We start from the raw sequence: 16,039 nt of genomic DNA, 5'->3' as shown, positions 1-16,039 counted from the left end.
AGGCTGCGTCACGCAAACGGGTCATCGGGGTATCCGACCGACATCAGGGCAAGCCCCTGCGGCGGCGCCACCGGGCCACAGGCCGCTCGGTCCTGCGCCCGCAGCACGGTGCCGACCCGGTCGGGCGCCCAGGCCCCGGTGCCCACGCGTTCCAGCGTGCCGACAAAGCTGCGCACCTGATTGTGCAGGAAGGACCGCGCGCGCACGCGGAACTGGATCTCGGGGCCTGCATCGGTGTCGACCCTGTCGATATCAAGCGCATCCAGCGTCTTGACCGGTGATTTTGCCTGACAGGTGACCGACCGGAACGTGGTGAAATCGTGCAGGCCGACAAGCTGCTCCGCCCCCGCCCGCATGGCGTCCAGGTCGAGGGCGTACTTGACCTGCCATACGAGACCGGCCTCCATCGTCACCGGCGCGCGACGGCACAGGATGCGGTAGAGATAGCGCCGTTCGCGCGCCGAGAACCGGGCGTGCCAATCCGCGCCGACGCGCTGTGCCGCAACGACGGCCACCGGCGCCGGCTTCAGATGGTAGTTCAGCGCCTCGGAGAGGCGAAACGGATCCCACTCCCGCGTCAGGTCGCAGTGGCAGACCTGACCGCGCGCATGTACCCCGGCATCCGTCCGCCCGGCCGCCGCGATGGTATGCGGACCGGGTTCAAGGTGGGCGAGGGCCGTCTCGACGGCGGCCTGTACGGACGGATGGTCGGCCTGCCGCTGCCAGCCCGAAAACGGACCACCATCATATTCGATTCTAAGCGCATATCTGGGCATATCGCCTCCTATAACGCCGCTCTGGCCCAGACAATCCCCTCCCCGGCACTGGCACCCGGCCGCCCCCGTGTCTATCTTGTGCCCTGAGCAGACATCCGCAGGAGCCGCCACGTGGTCATAGGAACCATCGCCGACACGCTGACTCGCAGCGTCGAGAATGTGACCGACACCGTAACTGGCGCGTTCTTCGATCCGGTCATCCGCATCGGTGTGACCGGGCTTGCGCGTTCGGGCAAGACCGTGTTCCTGACCTCGCTGATCGCCAATCTGCTGGACAGGGGGCGGATGCCCGGGTTGCTGGCCGCTGCGGATGGCCGCATCCAGGCGGCCTACCTGCAACCCCAGCCCGACGACACGATTCCGCGGTTCGAGTACGAAGACCACCTTGCCGCGCTGACGGCACGCGTGCCGCATTGGCCCGACAGCACCCGCAACATCAGCGAGCTGCGCCTGTCGCTCAGGGTCCGGCCCTCGGGGCTGCTGGCGGGCATCCAGGGGCCGCGCACCGTGCATCTGGACATCATCGACTACCCCGGCGAATGGCTGCTCGACCTCGCGCTGATGGACAAGAGCTATTCCGAGTGGTCGCAGGACACCCTGTCACGCCTTGGCAACCGGGCCAGCGCCGCGGACTTTCTGGCGCTCGCCGGGTCCGAGGACAGCATGCAGGTGCTGGACGAAACCCGCGCCCGGCGGCTGGCCCAGAGTTTCACCGCCTATCTCGATGCCGCACGGCAGGACGGGTTCTCTGACCTTACCCCGGGTCGCTTCCTGCTCCCGGGGGAACTCTCGGGCTCTCCGGTGCTGACTTTCGCGCCCTTGCCGGTTCGCGAGGGTGCCCCGCGCAAATCGCTGTGGCGCGAGATGGACCGCCGGTACGAGGCCTATAAATCGCAAGTGGTCCGCCCGTTCTTTCGCACCCATTTTGCCCGGCTGGACCGGCAGATCGTGCTGGTGGATGCCCTTGGCGCCATTCACAAGGGGCCGGCGGCGATCGAGGATCTGCGCCGCACTCTGGCCGACCTGCTGCTGGCGTTCCGGCCCGGGCGCAATGCCTTTCTCAGCCAGCTGCTGCGCGGCAAGCGGGTGGAAAAGATCCTGTTTGCCGCAACCAAGGCTGACCATCTTCACCACTCGCAGCATGGCCGCCTGACCGCCATCATGGAGGCGCTGATCCGGGACGCCCGCGACCGGGCGCGTTTTGCCGGCACCGACACGCAGGCGATGTCGCTCGCTTCGTTGCGCGCCACGGTCGAAGAGACGATGCAGCATCAGGGCCGGACGCTGGACTGCGTGCGCGGGACGTTGCTGGATACCGGGCGCGAGGCCGCGTTTTATCCCGGCGACCTGCCGGAGGATCCGATGCAGTTGCTGGGCCCTGCCCGGGCCGGTGCGGACACATGGCTGGATCAGGATTACCGGATCATGGACTTTGCCCCGGCGCCGCTGTCGCTGAAACCCGGGGTCGGGCCGCCGCACATCCGGCTGGACCGCGCCGCGCAATTCCTGATCGGAGACCGGTTGTGAAATTCTTCCTCCGCCCCGGGCGCGCACTGGATGCCGGTCGGCTTGGCGCAATCCTCACCGCTGGCGGCATCGACAAGCCGTGGAAGCCGTACCTGCACAGCGGCGCCGAGGATATCGCCTTTGTCGGGCGGATGATCGACCGGGGCTGGATCACCGTCGCCACCCGGGCCGACACGGACGAACCGCTGGGCTTTCTGGCGCTCGACGACAGCTATGTACATGCCCTGTTCGTCGCGGGCTCGCATCGCAGCCGGGGGGTGGGCGGCGCGCTTGTCGCAATGGCGAAGACCCGGCGCGACAGCCTGACGCTCTGGACTTTTCAGGCCAATACGGGCGCGCAGCGTTTCTATCTGCGTGAAGGGTTTTCCGAGAGTGGCCGCACCGACGGGCGCGGCAACGACGAACGCCTGCCCGATGTCCAGTTCCGCTGGCAAAAACCCGTGGCGCCCCTCACGGACCTCTCCGCCACCTCCGCAGAAAAGGCTTAGCCATGAGCACTCCCAAAGGCCCGGTCCTGATCCCGCTGGACGACAACGGCGCACCGCGTCCCGGCCCCGCCGACGCGCCGCCGGTGCCCGATGCCGACACCTCGCTGCCCAGTGGTCAGGCGATGGCGACGGCGGCCGCCATCGCCGCGCGCCCCGGTTCGCGGCTGGCCCGGTGGTTCTGGAGCCTGCTCGCCGCTGTCATCGGTACGGTGGTGTCCATCGCGGCCTGGGGGTTCGTCGCGGACCTTGTCGCCCGGGTGCCGCTGCTGGGCCTTGCCGTCGCGGTGCTGTTCGGGCTGTTCCTCGCGGTCGTGGCGATGATCGCGGTCAAGGAACTCGCGGTCTTTTCCCGCCTCAAGCGGATCGACCACCTGCACCGCGCCGCCGCCGCCGCACTGGCGGCCGAGGATCTTGCCGCCGCCCGCCGGGTGATTGACGAGCTGACAGGCCTGTACAAGGGGCGCGAGGATACCCGCTGGGGGCGCGAGCGTCTGGCCGAACGGCAGGGCGACATGTTCGACGCCTCGGCGCTTTTGGCGCTGGCCGAACAGGAGCTGCTGACGCCGCTGGATCTGGCCGCCCGCCGCGAGGTCGAGGCCGCGGCCCGACAGGTCGCCACCGTCACCGCGCTGGTGCCGCTGGCCTTTGCCGATGTCGCCGCCGCGCTGAGCCAGAACCTGCGGATGATCCGCCGCATCGCCGAAATCTACGGCGGACGCTCGGGCACGCTGGGCAGTTGGCGGCTGACCCGGGCCGTGATGTCGCATCTGGTGGCCACCGGCGCGGTGGCGGTGGGGGACGACATGCTCGAACCGATCCTCGGCGGTGGCATTCTGGCCAAACTGTCGCGCCGCTTTGGCGAAGGTCTGGTGAACGGCGCCCTGACCGCGCGTGTCGGCGTCGCCGCGATGGAGGTCTGCCGACCCTTGCCCTTTGGCCGGAAGGCCCGGCCATCGGTGCGCAGCATCATCCGCACCGCGCTGACCGGACTGTTCACCGCGGACAAGAGTTAGCCGCCGCCCTGGCGGCGGGGCCCGGAGGCCATGCCGCGCTGCCCACTGGACGCTGAGCAACAGCAGGCTTATAAGGCCGCCCATGATGCACACCTTCGCAATCATCATTCGAATTATTTGCCCGGCGCCGTAACGTTGCGATGCGCCGGGATCAGGCGTCTGGACTGCCGCGCCGCCCCTCACCCAGAAATTCCGCTGTATTCCGAGGACGCCCGAAATGTGCGCCGACACCCCCGAAACCGCTGACTACAAAGACACTCTGAACCTGCCGAAAACCGATTTCCCGATGCGTGCGGGTCTGCCCAAGCGCGAACCCGAGTGGCTGAGCCGCTGGGAACAGATCGGCGTCTACGAAAAGCTTCGCGCCAAGGCGGCCGACGCTGCGGGCACCGCCAAGAGCCGCAAGCCCTTTACGCTGCACGACGGCCCGCCCTATGCCAACGGCAACCTGCACATCGGCCATGCCCTGAACAAGATTCTCAAGGACATGGTGGTGCGCTCGCAGCAGATGATGGGCCGCGACGCCCGCTACATCCCCGGCTGGGACTGCCACGGTCTGCCCATCGAGTGGAAGATCGAGGAACAGTACCGCGCCAAAGGCATGGACAAGGACAAGGTCGATGTCGTCGACTTCCGGCAGGAATGCCGCAAGTTCGCCGAAGGCTGGATCGACGTGCAGCGCGACGAGTTCAAGCGGCTGGGCATCACCGGCACCTGGGACAACCCCTACCTCACCATGAACTTCCGCGCCGAACGGATCATCGCCGAGGAATTCCAGAAGTTCCTGATGAACGGCACGCTCTACCAGGGTTCCAAACCGGTGATGTGGTCGCCCATCGAGGAAACCGCGCTGGCCGAGGCCGAAGTCGAGTACCACGACAAGGAAAGCTTCACCATCTGGGTGAAGTTCCGCGTGGCGAGCTTTGATCTGCCCGACGTCGAACTCTCGGACGAAGAGGCGACCGATGCCGACCGCGAAGCTGTGGCCGAAGCCGTCGCTACATCGGCTCAGGATTTTGTCGGCGCACATGTGGTGATCTGGACCACAACCCCCTGGACCATCCCCTCGAACAAGGCTGTCGTCTATGGCGCAGGCTTTGCGTATGGTCTCTACGAGGTCACCGGCACCCCCGACGAAAGCTGGGTCTCTGTCGGCGAGCGCTATATCCTGGCTGACAAGCTGGCGGCACAGACCTTCGGCAAGGCGCGGCTGGAAGACGACCAGTGGCGGCGTGTCCGTGACGTGACCCCGGCGCAACTGGCCGGAATGACACTGACCCATCCGCTGCACGGCGCGGACGGCGCGGACGGCGAATGGGACGATCTGCGCGATTTTCGTGCCGCCGACTTTGTCACCGACGAGGAAGGCACCGGGTTCGTGCACTGCGCGCCGAGCCACGGGATGGAGGAATACGAACTTTACCGCGATCTCGGCATGCTCGAGCAGGTCATCACCTACAATGTGATGGACGACGGCTCCTTCCGCCAGGACCTGCCGTTCTTTGGCGGCACCCGCATCCTCAAGCCCAACGGCAAGGAGGGTGACGCCAATACCGCGGTGATCAACAAGCTTGCCGCCGTCGGCGGACTGATGGCGCGCGGCAAGATCAAGCACAGCTATCCGCACAGCTGGCGTTCCAAGGCGCCGGTGATCTTTCGCAACACGCCGCAATGGTTCGCCGCCATCGACCGCGTCGTCGGTGACGGTCAGGACACCTATGGCAGGACGATCCGCGAACGGGCGCTGACCTCGATCGACCAGCTGGTGAAATGGACGCCGCAGACCGGGCGCAACCGGCTGTATTCGATGATCGAGGCGCGCCCCGACTGGGTGCTGTCGCGCCAGCGCGCCTGGGGGGTGCCGCTGACCTGCTTTACCCGCAAGGGCGCCCTTCCGACGGCCGCGAATTTCCTGCTGCGCGATCCGGCAGTCAACGGCCGCATCCTGTCCGCGTTCGAGGCGGAAGGCGCCGATGCCTGGTACAAACCCGGCGCCAAGGAGCGGTTCCTGGGCAATGACTATGACCCCGACGAGTGGGATCAGGTGTTCGACATCCTCGACGTCTGGTTCGACTCCGGCTCGACCCATGCCTTCGTGCTGCGCGACCGCGAAGACGGCTCGGAGGACGGGCTGGCGGATCTGTACCTCGAGGGCACCGACCAGCACCGGGGCTGGTTCCATTCGTCGATGCTGCAAAGCTGCGGCACCCAGGGCCGCGCGCCCTATCGCGGTGTGCTGACCCATGGCTTCACGCTCGACGAAAAGGGCAACAAGATGTCCAAGTCGCTGGGCAACACTGTCGCCCCCGACAAGGTCGTGCAGCAGTACGGCGCCGATATCCTGCGGCTCTGGGTGGCTCAGGCGGACTATACCGCCGACCTGCGCATCGGCCCGGAAATCCTCAAGGGCACGGCGGACGGCTACCGGCGGCTGCGCAACACCATGCGCTTTCTGCTCGGCGCTTTGTCATCCTTCGAGGAAAGCGACCGTGTCGCGCCGTCCGAGATGCCGGAACTGGAACGCTGGGTGCTGCATCGCCTGGCCGAACTGGATCACAAGGTGCGCACCGGCTATGCCGCCTATGACTTCCAGGGCGTGTTCCAGGCGCTGTTCAACTTTGCCACGGTCGAATTGTCGGCCTTCTATTTCGACGTGCGCAAGGATGCGCTGTACTGCGACGGCAACACCGCGCGCCGCCGCGCCGCGCGCACCGTGATGGACATCCTGTTCCACCGTCTGACCACCTGGCTCGCGCCGGTGCTGGTCTTCACGATGGAGGAGGTCTGGCTGGAACGGTATCCCGGCGCCGAGTCGTCGGTGCATCTGGTCGACATTCCCGATACCCCGGCGGACTGGCTGGACGAACCGCTGGGCGCCAAGTGGGCGCAGGTGCGGCGCGCCCGCCGTGCCGTCACCGCGGCACTTGAAGTGCAGCGCACCGACAAGGTGATCGGCGCCTCGCTCGAAGCCGCACCGGTGGTGCATGTCGAGGATGGCAATACCCTCGCCGCGCTGAAATCGGTGGCCTTCGAAGATGTCTGCATCACCTCGGCCATCACCCTGACATCCGATCCCAGCCCGGACGAGGCGTTCCGCCTGCCCGACGTGCCCGGCATCGGCGTGGTGTTCGAGACGGCTGAAGGCGACAAATGCGAGCGCTGCTGGAAGATCCTGCCGGATGTCGGCAGCCACCGCCACCAAGGCACCTGCGCACGCTGCGACGCGGCTCTGGACTGAGCCCACTTTCCCGGTCCCTTCGAATGCCTTACCTTTGGTAAACACCGCATTTGAAAGGACCGGGATGTTTTCATCAAGCTTGCGCATTTCACGGCGCCGATTCTGCCTGACGCTCTGCGCCGCCACTGTGGCGGGGTGCACCGGCGCCCGCGTCGCCTATCCTGTCGGCACCACGCTGTACCTGGTGCGCCACGGCGACCGCACCGGCAGCGACGAGACCCTGAACTCAAGGGGTCAGGCCCGGGCCGCGGCGCTGGTCTCAGCCCTCGACGGGCTGCCGATTGATGCGATCTACAGCCCCGGTCTGCAGCGGAACCTTGACACCGCCGCGCCGCTCGCCGGTGCGCGCGGCCTGCCGGTGACCCGCCTGCCGGCCGACGCCATGATCGGCGCGACGCTCATCCGCAACGCAAGGGGGCGCCACGTGGTCTGGGTCGGCAACAAGGATAACCTGACAAGCATCTGGGAGGCTCTGTCGCTCCCTGGACCGGTCGGGCTGGAGTACGGCGACCTGAGCATCGTGACCCCGGGAGCCCAGGGGGCGGCCCGGGTCGAGCGTCGGCGGTTCGGCCCCTGATCCGCATCCGGCGTTCCGGCATCAGGTCCGCGTCCCGCCTGCCGTAGTGGCAGGCTGGACAGAGCACGCAATTGTTGCGCATCCTCAACCCATGCCCAACTGGACTGTTTCCTCGCCCCTCGGGCCACTGACCCTGACCGAGACCGAAGGCGCGATCACCGCGCTGGTCTGGGGCAGCGGCGGCGGTGATGACACACCGCTGTTGCGCGGAGCGGCACGCCAGCTGGAGGCCTACTTTGACGGCACGCTGGCGGCCTTCGACCTGCCGCTGTACGTGCCCGGCAGCGCATTCCAGCAAGCCGTCTGCGCCGCGATGAGCGCCATTCCCCTGGGTGAGACCCGCACCTACGGTGACATTGCCGCAGATTTGCGCGCGCCCGCTCAGGCGGTGGGACAAGCCTGCGGCAGCAACCCGATCCCGATCCTCATTCCCTGTCACCGGGTTCTTGGCGCCAGCAGTCTCGGCGGTTTTTCCGGCGTCGGCGGTGTCGAAACCAAAGTCTGGCTGCTGCGGCACGAAGGCGCGGCGGGCCTGCTGATCTGACTGTGGTCGGCCGTTGCGGGCACGGTGGGCGCTCAGGCCCCGGGGTTCAACCGCCCCCGCCGCGGGCCGTCACCGACCGGGTGTCTCAGTCACGCCGGGGATCGCGCGGATAGGTGCCCAGAATTTCCAGCATGTCGGTGAAATATCCCAACTCGTCCAGCGCGCGCTTGACGGCCGGATCCTCGGGATGGCCTTCGATGTCGGAATAGAACTGGGTTGCGGTGAACGAGCCACCGACCATGTAGGATTCCAGCTTGGTCATGTTGATGCCATTGGTGGCAAAGCCGCCCATCGCCTTGTACAGCGCCGCGGGGATGTTGCGCACCTGAAAGACAAAACTGGTCATCATGCCGTGGCTGCCGCGCGGCTCCAGGTTCGCTTCGCGTGACATGATCAGAAAGCGGGTGGTGTTGTTGCCCTGGTCTTCGATATGGCGCGCAAGGACTTCGAGACCGTAGATTTCGCCGGCAAGCTCCGATGCCAGCGCGGCAACGCTGGCATCCCCCATTTTGGCCACATCCTTTGCCGAACCGGCAGTGTCGGCGCCGGTGATCCGCGAAATATTGTGTTCGCTCAGGAAATTGCGGCACTGGCCCAGCAGCACCGTATGGCTCATCGCCTGCTTGACCTGTGAAATCTGCGTGCCCGGCAGCGCCAGGAGGTTGATGTGAACCCGCACAAAGGCTTCGTCGAGGATGTGCAGGCCCGACTGCGGCAGCAGCGAATGGATGTCCGCCACCCGTCCGTAGGTTGAATTCTCGACGGGCAGCATCGCCAGTTCGGCCTCGCCCGTGCGCACCGCCTCGATCGCATCCTCGAAGGTGCGGCAGGCCAGGGCATCCATGTCCGGGCGCGCTTCGCGGCAAGCCTGGTGGGAATAGGCGCCAAGTTCTCCCTGAAAGGCGATCCGACCGGTCATTGCTGCCTCGCTTGTGCTCTTCTGCCCTCATGGGCGTTTGGTCGCGGCTTCTACACCTTGCCAGCCATGAGGGGAAGCCGTAGATATCTGCCCGACGGACACCCGACAGACAAAAGACGGACACGCGATCAATGCTTGATACAATGACCTTTACCAAAGTGCTTGGCGGCTTCTGCGGCGCGCTTCTGATCTTTCTTCTGGGCAAATGGGCCGCTGAGGGCCTGTATCACGTTGGCGGTGGCCATGGCGACGAAGCCCAGGCCTATGCGATCGAAGTCGCCGATGCCGGTGACTCGGCCGGTGGTGCCGAAGAGGTCGACTTTGCCACGCTCATGGCTTCGGCAGACCTGGCCAAGGGCGAAAAGGTTTTCGGCAAGTGCCGCGCCTGCCACAAGCTCGAGGACGGCGCGAATGCCACCGGCCCCTTCCTGTACGGCGTTGTGGGCCGTGCGATCGACGCAGTGGATGGCTTTGCCTATTCCGGCGCACTCGAGCAGGTCGGCGATGCCTGGACCCCCGAGAACCTGTCGCATTTCCTTGAAAACCCGCGCGCTGCGGCACCGGGCACCGCGATGAGCTTTGCCGGCCTGTCCAGCGCCGAGGACCGGGCGAACCTGATCGCCTATCTGGACGCGACCGACGACTGATCGTCCCCATCAGACACTGCATTTCAGGCCGCTGCCATTTGGTACGCGGCCTTTTTGCTGCCCGGTCGCGAAAGTGGCGGTCGATTCGGGGCGGATTACACAATCGTAACTTGAATGTGGGCAAGCCGGCCCCTTAGCTTAGTTAGATCGGAAAGATCTCATTATCCGAGCTGAAGGGATGCCCATGAAGACGACACACGCCCGGGTCTTGACGGCCAAGACCCCCGCCCTCCGCCGCCTCACCCTGACCGCGCTGCTGGCGCTTGGCCTTGCCTTTGCGGCCCACAGTTCCCGCGCGCAGGACAACGTGATCAAGGCGCATGGTGTGTCGACCTTCGGCGACCTGAAGTATCCGGCGAATTTCAAGCACTGGGATTACGTCAACCCGGATGCCCCCAAGGGCGGCGAATTCTCGACCTGGGCCTTTGGCACCTTTGACAGTCTCACCCCCTACATCCTCAAGGGCAATGCCGCGTCGCTGTCGACGGTGTTCTACGACAGCCTTCTGACCGGCAATCTGGACGAACCCGACAGCAGCTATGGTCTGGTGGCGGAATCGCTGGAATACCCGGAAAATCGCGAATGGGTGATCTTTCACATGCGCCCCGAGGCAACGTTCCGGGACGGCAGCCCCGTCACCGCACAGGACGTGGTGTTTTCCTACAACGTGCTGGTCGAGAAGGGGCGCCCCAGCTTCAAGGTGTCGCTCAAGGATTTCCAGACGGTCGAGGCGCTGGATGATCACACCGTCAAGTTCACCTTCAACCCCGAGGGTCCGCTGCGCGAGCTTCTGATGACCGCAGGCGGGCTGCCGATTTTTTCGCAGGCGTATTACGAGAACGTCGATTTCACCGAATCGAGCCTCGAGCCGCCGATGGGGTCGGGCCAGTACGAGCTGCTCAGTGTCGATCCCGGCCGGTCGGTTGCCTACAAGCGTCGCGATGACTACTGGGCCAAGGACCTGCCGGTGAATGTCGGTCAGAACAATTTCGACGTGATCAAGGTCGAATATTTTGCCGACTACACCACGGCATTCGAGGCGTTCAAGGCCGGCGCCTACACCTTTCGCGAGGAATTCCAGTCCAAGATCTGGGCGACCGGCTATGACTTTCCCGCTGTGAAGAATGGCACCGTCAAGATCGAAGAGCTGGACGATGGCCGCCCGGCCGGCACCCAGGGGTTCTGGTTCAACCTGCGGCGCGAAAAATTCCAGGACATCCGCGTGCGTGAGGCAATCGGACTGGCCTTCAATTTCGAGTGGTCCAATGAATCGCTGTTCTACGGCGCCTATGAGCGCACCGACAGCTTCTGGGAAAACTCGGACACGCTTCAGGCGACCGGCATGCCCTCGGACGCGGAACTGGCCCTTCTGGAACCGCTGCGCGCCGATCTGCCCGAGTCGGTGTTCACCGAGGAAGCTTACGTGCCCGCCACCTCGAGCCCGAATGATCTTGCCGACCGGCGTGCGTTGCGCACGGCAGGCAAGTTGCTGGAAGAGGCCGGCTGGATCGTCGGCAATGACGGCATCCGCTACAAGGATGGCCAGAAGCTGAGTGTCTCGGTGCTGAACGACAGCCCCAGCTTTGACCGCATCATCAACCCGATGATCGAAAACCTGAAACGTCTGGGGATCGAGGCGGATGCCACACGCGTCGATGCCGCCGAAAGTCAGGAACGCGAAAAGACCTTTGACTATGACATCGTGACCCAGCGGTTCTCCATGTCCTCGACCCCCGGGGACGAGCTGCGACAGATCTTCAGTTCGGATTCTGCCGAGGTGCCCGGTTCCGCCAACATCGCGGGTCTGGCCAACCCGGCCGTGGATGTACTTGTGGACAAGATCGCCACCGCCACCAGTCGTGAGGATCTGGACACCGCTGTACATGCGCTCGACCGGGTGCTGCGGGCGATGCATGTCTGGATTCCGCAGTGGTACAAGGGCGTGCACACCATTGCCTATTTCGATCAGTACGACCGCCCCTATACCGACACGCCGCCGCCGTTTGGCATGGGCGAGGCGTCAATCTGGTGGTACAACGCCGAAAAAGCAAAGGCGCTGCGGGATGCGGGCGCTCTTTAGGCAGGCAGGGCGGCACGGACCATGGGCGCATATATCCTCAGACGGCTGTTGCTGATCATTCCGACGTTGTTCGGAATCATGGTCATCAACTTTGCCCTGGTGCAGTTCGTGCCCGGCGGCCCGATCGAACAGATCCTTGCCCAGATCCAGGGCGAAGGCGATGTGTTCTCCGGTATCGCGGGCGGCGGCGGAGAGGTCGCGGCGGGTGGCGGCGGCAGCGACGACTATGTCGGCGGGCGTGGATTGCCGCCGGAGTTCATTGCCGAACTCGAGCGCGAATTCGGTTTTGACAAACCACCGCTGGAACGCTTCCTCAATATGATGTGGAACTATCTGCACTTCGATTTCGGCACCAGCTACTTCCGTTCGATCTCGGTCATCGACCTCGTACTGGAAAAGATGCCGGTGTCGATCTCTCTGGGGCTTTGGTCCACCGTCATCGCCTATATTGTCAGCATCCCGCTGGGCATCCGCAAGGCGGTCAAGGACGGCTCGGCCTTTGACACCTGGACCTCCGGCGCCATCATCGTCGCCTATGCGATCCCGGGTTTCCTGTTTGCCATCCTGCTGCTGGTGTTGTTTGCCGGCGGATCCTACTGGCAGATCTTTCCGCTGCGCGGCCTGACCTCGGACAACTGGAACAACCTCAGCGTCGGCGGCAAGATCCTGGATTATTTCTGGCACATCGCCCTGCCGGTGCTGGCTTCGACCATCTCGGCCTTTGCCACGCTGACGCTGCTGACCAAGAATTCCTTTCTCGACGAGATCAAGAAGCAGTATGTGATGACCGCCCGCGCCAAGGGGCTGACCGAAAGCCGCGTGCTGTACGGCCATATCTTCCGCAACGCGATGCTGATCGTCATCGCCGGGTTTCCGGCGGTGTTCATTGGCGTGTTCTTCTCCGGCTCTCTCATCATCGAGACGATCTTTTCGCTCGACGGACTTGGCCGCCTCGGGTTCGAGGCAGCGGTGGCACGCGATTATCCGGTGATCTTTGGGACGCTGTTCATATTCGGCATCATCGGGCTGGTGGTGGGCATCCTGTCCGACCTCATGTACGTGCTGGTCGACCCCCGCATCGACTTTGAGAAAAGAGAGGGCTAGGCCATGCCCGCGATCATCCCCGAACCGATGCCCGGCAAACCGGTCGCCCCGCAGCCCCCCAAAGGCCGCTTTGCCCTGTCACCGCTGAACCAGCGTCGCTGGCGGAACTTCAAGAAAAACCGCCGCGCGCTGTGGTCGCTGTGGATCTTCGGGGTGTTGTTTACCCTGTCGCTGTTTGCCGAGTTCATTGCCAACGACAAGCCGATCCTGGTCAATTACCGCGGCGCCTATTACACCCCGATCTTCAACTTCTACGCCGAGACCGACTTTGGCGGCGATTTCCGGACCGAGGCCGCTTATCGCGACCCCGAAGTGCGCTGCCTGATCCGCACCGGCGGGCTCGAGGCCTGCTTTGACACCCCGGACGAGCTGATCAATCAGGTCAACAGCGGCATGGTGCTCGACGGCGACTTTCACCAGGGCTGGATGCTCTGGCCGGTGATCCCCTATTCGTTCCAGACCCCGGTCGACCGTCCCGGCGCCGCCCCGCTGCCACCCTCGGCGCAGAACTGGCTGGGCACCGATGACACCAAACGCGATGTCGTGGCGCGGGTGATCTACGGCTTCCGGCTGTCGATCCTGTTCACCCTGATCGTGACCGTCTGCGCCTCGGCCATCGGCATCGTCGCGGGCGCGCTTCAGGGGTTCTTTGGCGGCTGGCTCGACCTGATCTTTCAACGGGTGATCGAGATCTGGTCCTCGACCCCGTCGCTCTACATCATCATCATCCTGTTCGCGATTCTGGGCCGCAGCTTCTGGCTGCTGGTGTTTCTCACCGTGCTGTTCGGCTGGACCTCGCTGGTCGGTGTCGTGCGCGCGGAATTCCTGCGCGCCCGCAACCTTGAATACGTGCGCGCCGCCCGGGCGCTGGGGGTGTCGAACACCCGCATCATGTTCCGCCACATGCTGCCCAACGCCATGGTGGCGACTGTCACCATGCTGCCCTTCATCGTCACCGGCACGATCAGCACACTGGCAGGTCTCGACTTTCTCGGCTTCGGCCTGCCATCGTCAGCACCCTCGCTGGGCGAACTGACCTTGCAGGCAAAGCAGAACCTTCAGGCGCCCTGGCTCGCCTTTACCGCCTTCACCGTATTCGCGGTGATGCTGTCGCTGCTGGTCTTCATCTTTGAAGGTGTGCGTGACGCGTTTGACCCCAGAAAGACCTTTTCATGAGCGCCACACTTGAGGTCAGCAACCTCACGGTCTCCTTCCGTCAGGACGGTGCCGAAACCCAGGCCGTCCGGGGCGTCAGCTTTCGTGTGAACAAGGGCGAAACCGTCGCGCTTGTCGGGGAATCCGGCTCGGGCAAATCCGTCACGGCGCTGTCCACCGTATCGCTGCTGGGCGATTCCGCGCGGGTCACAGGGTCGGTCCGATACGACGGCCAGGAGATGATCGGCGCCTCGGACGCGCTGCTGCGCAAGGTGCGCGGCAACGACATCAGCTTTATCTTTCAAGAGCCGATGACTTCGCTCAACCCGCTGCACACGCTGGAAAAGCAGCTCAGCGAAAGCCTCGCCCTGCACCAGGGACTGACCGGCAAGGCCGCGCGTGCGCGCATCCTCGAATTGCTGACCCAGGTCGGCATTCGTGACCCTGAATCGCGCCTCGGCGCCTATCCGCACCAGCTGTCCGGCGGACAACGCCAGCGGGTGATGATCGCCATGGCGCTGGCCAACGGGCCGGAGCTGCTGATTGCGGACGAACCGACGACGGCACTGGATGTGACCATTCAGGCGCAGATCCTCGAACTGCTGGCCGACCTCAAGCAGAGCCACGACATGAGCCTGCTGTTCATCACCCATGATCTTGGCATCGTGCGTCGTATCGCCGACCGGGTCTGCGTGATGAAAAACGGCGAAATCGTCGAATCCGGTCCGACGGACGAGATCTTTGCCAACCCGCAGCACCCCTACACCCAGATGCTGCTGAGCGCTGAATCCACCGGCCTGCCGGACCCCGTGCCCGCCGACGCCGAAGTGATCGCCCGCACCGACCATCTCAAGGTCTGGTTCCCGATCCAGAAGGGTCTGATGAAACGGACGGTCGGCCACGTGAAGGCGGTGAACGACGCCACGCTGTCGGTCCGCGCCGGGGAAACCATCGGCATCGTCGGCGAGTCGGGCTCCGGCAAGACCACGCTGGCGCTGGCGCTCATGCGGCTTATCCCTTCCGAAGGCGGCATCAGCTACCGGGGCGAGGATGTGCGCAAATGGTCCACCAAAGAGCTGCGCCGCCTGCGGTCCGAAATTCAGATCGTGTTTCAGGACCCGTTCGGATCCCTCTCGCCCCGGATGACCTGCGAACAGATCATCGCCGAAGGCCTGGGCGTGCATGGCGCCCCGGATGGCCGCCCACACCGAGAGCTGGTGGCCGAAGTCATGGACGAAGTCGGTCTCGACCCGGCGACGATGCACCGCTACCCGCATGAATTTTCCGGCGGACAGCGTCAGCGCATCGCCATAGCGCGGGCCATGGTGCTGCGTCCGCGCCTGGTGGTGCTGGACGAACCGACCTCGGCGCTGGACATGACGGTGCAGGTGCAGATCGTGAACCTGCTGCGCGACCTGCAACGCAAGCACAACCTTGCCTATCTGTTCATCAGCCACGATCTCAAGGTGATCCGCGCCATGTCGCATCAGGTGATCGTGATGAAACAGGGGGATGTGGTGGAACACGGCACCGCCGAGCAGATCTATGATACGCCGGAATCCGGCTACACCCGGACGCTGATCGCCGCCGCGATGACCCCGGCAGGCTAGGTCAGGCCAATTCCGCCCTTGTCCGGAAAGGAAATCGCGCGCCCCGGTCTCCCGCAGCGCGCGTCAGGCTTGATCACACATGTTTTTTTACCGTGCGGCCCAAAGCCGGGGTCTGACGACCCGAGGCTCCGAGGGCATCCAACGGGCCCGGCGCATGGTCCGGTCCGGGCGCAGATCCAGCCGCAGGGCCACTTCGGAGCGATACTGGATCGGGTCAGTCATTGGGGTAGCCGCCATAGCGCTGCCGCATGTCGTCCGCGCTCCAGCGATAGCCGCCCTTCGGGGTGTTCGCGCCGCGCTGATAAGTCGCCCGAAGATAGGTCCGTGCAAGTAGAGCCAACATTTCGCTTCTCCTGATTTG

At 64.7% G+C, this 16,039-nt stretch carries 15 protein-coding genes; 11 read left to right on the top strand and 4 right to left on the bottom strand.

The genetic code is table 11. From position 1 onward, the window contains the following. Positions 1 to 8: 8 nt before the first annotated feature. On the bottom strand, positions 9 to 776 hold the full coding sequence (gene truA, locus FOY53_RS02135; protein WP_146585195.1) for a tRNA pseudouridine(38-40) synthase TruA: 768 nt from the start codon (positions 774 to 776) through the stop codon (positions 9 to 11). Positions 777 to 887: 111 nt separating this feature from the next. Between truA and FOY53_RS02130 the strand changes: the two genes are divergently transcribed. The 6 genes from FOY53_RS02130 (at position 888) to FOY53_RS02105 (ending at position 8,163) form a co-directional block, all read left to right on the top strand. Then, positions 888 to 2,303 (top strand): YcjX family GTP-binding protein, encoded by a 1,416-nt coding sequence (locus FOY53_RS02130; protein ID WP_146585194.1) that lies wholly within the window; start codon positions 888 to 890, stop codon positions 2,301 to 2,303. After that, positions 2,300 to 2,791 (top strand): GNAT family N-acetyltransferase, encoded by a 492-nt coding sequence (locus tag FOY53_RS02125; RefSeq protein WP_146585191.1) that lies wholly within the window; start codon positions 2,300 to 2,302, stop codon positions 2,789 to 2,791. Before FOY53_RS02130 ends, FOY53_RS02125 begins: the two co-directional genes overlap by 4 nt. Positions 2,792 to 2,793: 2 nt before the next feature. Continuing rightward, positions 2,794 to 3,804 carry a YcjF family protein gene (locus FOY53_RS02120; RefSeq protein ID WP_146585189.1) on the top strand — a complete coding sequence of 337 codons (1,011 nt, stop codon included), beginning with the start codon at positions 2,794 to 2,796 and terminating at the stop codon, positions 3,802 to 3,804. Between the two features lie 217 nt (positions 3,805 to 4,021). Next, a complete protein-coding gene (gene ileS, locus FOY53_RS02115; protein WP_146585187.1) occupies positions 4,022 to 7,042 on the top strand; it encodes an isoleucine--tRNA ligase in 3,021 nt (1,006 codons plus the stop codon). A 79-nt stretch (positions 7,043 to 7,121) separates the two neighbouring features. Continuing rightward, a complete protein-coding gene (locus FOY53_RS02110; RefSeq protein ID WP_246107245.1) occupies positions 7,122 to 7,619 on the top strand; it encodes a histidine phosphatase family protein in 498 nt (165 codons plus the stop codon). 91 nt (positions 7,620 to 7,710) lie between these two features. Next, positions 7,711 to 8,163: a methylated-DNA--[protein]-cysteine S-methyltransferase gene (locus FOY53_RS02105; RefSeq protein WP_146585183.1), complete on the top strand. Its 453-nt coding sequence runs from the start codon at positions 7,711 to 7,713 to the stop codon at positions 8,161 to 8,163. A gap of 85 nt (positions 8,164 to 8,248) precedes the next feature. Here FOY53_RS02105 and FOY53_RS02100 read toward each other — a convergent pair whose 3' ends face one another. Continuing rightward, positions 8,249 to 9,082 carry a prephenate dehydratase gene (locus tag FOY53_RS02100; protein ID WP_146585181.1) on the bottom strand — a complete coding sequence of 278 codons (834 nt, stop codon included), beginning with the start codon at positions 9,080 to 9,082 and terminating at the stop codon, positions 8,249 to 8,251. Positions 9,083 to 9,213: 131 nt separating this feature from the next. On the opposite strand from FOY53_RS02100, the gene FOY53_RS02095 reads away from it, so the two are divergent. The 5 genes from FOY53_RS02095 to FOY53_RS02075 all read left to right on the top strand — a co-directional run bounded on the left by FOY53_RS02095 (position 9,214) and on the right by FOY53_RS02075 (position 15,678). After that, positions 9,214 to 9,729 carry a c-type cytochrome gene (locus FOY53_RS02095; RefSeq protein ID WP_146585179.1) on the top strand — a complete coding sequence of 172 codons (516 nt, stop codon included), beginning with the start codon at positions 9,214 to 9,216 and terminating at the stop codon, positions 9,727 to 9,729. Between the two features lie 184 nt (positions 9,730 to 9,913). Then, on the top strand, positions 9,914 to 11,809 hold the full coding sequence (locus tag FOY53_RS02090) for an extracellular solute-binding protein (RefSeq protein ID WP_146585177.1): 1,896 nt from the start codon (positions 9,914 to 9,916) through the stop codon (positions 11,807 to 11,809). A gap of 21 nt (positions 11,810 to 11,830) precedes the next feature. Then, positions 11,831 to 12,913, top strand: coding sequence for a microcin C ABC transporter permease YejB (locus FOY53_RS02085; RefSeq protein ID WP_146585175.1), 1,083 nt, complete (start codon positions 11,831 to 11,833; stop codon positions 12,911 to 12,913). Positions 12,914 to 12,940: 27 nt separating this feature from the next. Further along, positions 12,941 to 14,089 carry an ABC transporter permease gene (locus FOY53_RS02080; protein WP_246107258.1) on the top strand — a complete coding sequence of 383 codons (1,149 nt, stop codon included), beginning with the start codon at positions 12,941 to 12,943 and terminating at the stop codon, positions 14,087 to 14,089. Beyond that, complete coding sequence (locus FOY53_RS02075) at positions 14,086 to 15,678, top strand: ABC transporter ATP-binding protein (protein WP_146585171.1); 1,593 nt, start codon at positions 14,086 to 14,088, stop codon at positions 15,676 to 15,678. Before FOY53_RS02080 ends, FOY53_RS02075 begins: the two co-directional genes overlap by 4 nt. Before the next feature lie 87 nt (positions 15,679 to 15,765). Here FOY53_RS02075 and FOY53_RS23930 read toward each other — a convergent pair whose 3' ends face one another. After that, the gene (locus FOY53_RS23930; RefSeq protein ID WP_281289541.1) at positions 15,766 to 15,900 is read right to left on the bottom strand and encodes a hypothetical protein; all 135 of its coding nucleotides are present in this window, start codon (positions 15,898 to 15,900) and stop codon (positions 15,766 to 15,768) included. Beyond that, complete coding sequence (locus tag FOY53_RS23925; RefSeq protein ID WP_281289540.1) at positions 15,893 to 16,021, bottom strand: hypothetical protein; 129 nt, start codon at positions 16,019 to 16,021, stop codon at positions 15,893 to 15,895. The genes FOY53_RS23930 and FOY53_RS23925 overlap by 8 nt, the downstream gene beginning before the upstream one ends. Positions 16,022 to 16,039: the final 18 nt, after the last annotated feature.

Source organism: Puniceibacterium confluentis, from assembly GCF_007923445.1.
In the GTDB taxonomy this organism is placed as follows: Bacteria; Pseudomonadota; Alphaproteobacteria; order Rhodobacterales; family Rhodobacteraceae; genus Puniceibacterium; species Puniceibacterium confluentis.
This window is presented reverse-complemented; position numbering and strand designations above follow the sequence as displayed.